The organism is Aeromicrobium sp. PFPM2_SD2 (assembly GCF_057364525.1).
Genome location: NZ_JBNFNZ010000394.1, coordinates 1 through 2,293, shown reverse-complemented (window position 1 = coordinate 2,293; position 2,293 = coordinate 1). Strand labels below are relative to the sequence as shown.

At 73.7% G+C, this 2,293-nt stretch carries 2 protein-coding genes; one reads left to right on the top strand and one right to left on the bottom strand.

The genetic code is table 11. The annotated features are described in order from the left end of the window. Positions 1-282: 282 nt before the first annotated feature. Complete coding sequence (locus tag AC2W7G_RS14120) at positions 283-1,818, top strand: AMP-binding protein (protein ID WP_485868991.1); 1,536 nt, start codon at positions 283-285, stop codon at positions 1,816-1,818. On the opposite strand, the gene AC2W7G_RS14115 is transcribed toward AC2W7G_RS14120, so the two are convergent. Beyond that, positions 1,769-2,254 (bottom strand): diguanylate cyclase domain-containing protein, encoded by a 486-nt coding sequence (locus AC2W7G_RS14115; RefSeq protein WP_485868992.1) that lies wholly within the window; start codon positions 2,252-2,254, stop codon positions 1,769-1,771. The genes AC2W7G_RS14120 and AC2W7G_RS14115 overlap by 50 nt on opposite strands. Between the last annotated feature and the right edge of the window lie 39 nt (positions 2,255-2,293).

Sequence of the window (2,293 nt, the reverse complement as noted above, 5' to 3'; positions counted from 1 at the left end):
CGGCGCACGCGCAGGTTGCGCAGCCCGGACGTGCGGTCGGCCCAGCAGCTCGGTCTGGCACCGCGGCCTCCGCGTCGCCCAGGCCCGCGAAGGAACAGCGGCACCGGCAGCGCCGTCGCGCAGGCCCCCGCAGGCACGTGCGCAGGGCGTCGGCGTCGTCGCGCGTCGGGCTGGGCGAGGGCACGGATCACACCTTCTCGGGGGTGGCAGGGGCGCTGGACGGCTGGCTCAATGGTACGTGACGGCCGTCACAGGCCCATCCCTCACCGTCCCGGAGGCAGCATGTACTTCCCGTTCACCGTCCGCGACTTCCTCGACCGCGCCACGACCGTCTACCCCGACCGCGTCGCCGTCGTCGACGAGCCCGACCAGCCGGCCGAGTCGTGGGGCGAGATCACCTACGCCGAGATGGGCCGCCGCGCCCGGCGCCAGGCGGCGACCCTCGACGAGCTCGGGGTTCCCGTGGGCGGACGCGTCGCGATCGTGTCGCACAACGCGGCCCGCCTGCTCACCAGCTTCTTCGGCGTCTCGGGCTGGGGGCGCGTCCTGGTCCCGGTCAACTTCCGCCTGGCCGCGCCGGAGGTGCGGTACATCGTCGAGCACTCCGGCGCCGAGGTGCTGCTGGTCGACCCGGCCGTGCGGCACCTGCTCGACGAGGGCGTGACCGCCCCCCACGTGTTCGTGCTGGGCGAGGACGACGACAAGATCTGGGGCCCGAGCACCGAGCCGCGGCCGTGGGAGCCCGACGAGGCCGCGACGGCCACGATCAACTACACGTCCGGCACCACCGCCCGGCCCAAGGGCGTCCAGATGACCCACCGCAACCTGTGGGTGAACGCGACCGTCTTCGGCTGGCAGCTGGGCGTCAACGACCGCGACGTGCTGCTGCACACGCTGCCGATGTTCCACGCCAACGGCTGGGGCCAGCCGTTCAGCGCCACCGGCATGGGCGTCAAGCACGTGGTCATCCGCCAGATCGACGGCACCGAGATCCTGCGCCGCGTGCAGGAGCACGGCGTCACCTACCTGTGCGCCGCCCCGGCCGTCGTCGCGTCCGTGCTGGCCGCGGCCAAGGACTGGGAGGGCGAGGTCCCCGGGCGCGACCGCGTCCGCATCGTCGTGGCCGGTGCTCCCCCGCCGACCCGCACGATCGAGCAGGTGCGCGCCGACCTGGGCTGGGAGTTCATCCAGATCTACGGCCTCACCGAGACCGCGCCGCTGCTGACGATGTCGCGCATGCGCGAGGAGTGGGACGACCTGGAGCCGATGGCCCAGGCCCGGCTGCTCGGCCGCGCCGGCGCCCCCGCCGTGGGCGTCCGCATCATGGTCGACGACTCCGGCGAGGTGCTGGCCCAGAGCAACCACAACCTCGAGGCCTACTGGCACAACCCCGAGGCCACGGCCGAGGCGCAGGCCGGCGGCTGGTTCCACACCGGCGACGGCGGCACCTTCGAGGACGGCTACCTGACCATCGCCGACCGCAAGAAGGACGTCATCATCACCGGCGGCGAGAACGTCTCCTCGATCGAGGTCGAGGACGCCCTCATGCTCCACCCGTCGGTGCAGGAGGTCGCGGTCATCGGCATCCCGGACGAGAAGTGGGGCGAGCTCGTCACCGCGCTCGTCGTGCTCGACCCCGACGCCGAGCCGGTCGACGACGCCGCGCTCATCGCCCACACCCGCCAGCACCTGGCCGGGTACAAGTGCCCCAAGCGCATCGACTTCCGCGACGCGCTCGAGCGCACCGCCACGGGCAAGCTGCAGAAGTTCAAGCTGCGCCAGCCGTTCTGGGAGGGCCACGAGCGCCAGGTGCACTGAGCGACGGGCGTCCGCCGGCCGAGCGGGTCAGGCGGGGGCGAGGTGGAAGCGGCCCTTGCCGGCCCGCTTCGCCGTCAGCAGCGCGGCGTCCGCGGTGGCCAGCAGCTCGGTGACGGTCGGCCAGCGGCGCGGCGGTGGCGCCCGCGCTCAGGCCCACGTCGTCAGGACCGTGCCGATGCGCACCTGTCCTGGAACGCGGCGACCACGCGGTCGGCGAGGTCGGCCGCCTCGGACGCGTGCTCCACGACGGCCAGGACGGCGAACTCGTCGCCGCCCTGACGGATGACCACCGCGTCGCCCGCGGCGTCCGTGAGCCGCCGGGCGACCGCGACCAGGCGTCGTCGCCGAAGCCGTGGCCGTACTCGTCGTTGAGCGCCTTGAAGCCGTCCAGGTCGCAGGCCAGCACGGCCAGCACGCCCGACGGCCGGGCCAGCATCTCGGCCACCGCCCCGCGCGCCGCCGCGCCGGTTGAGCA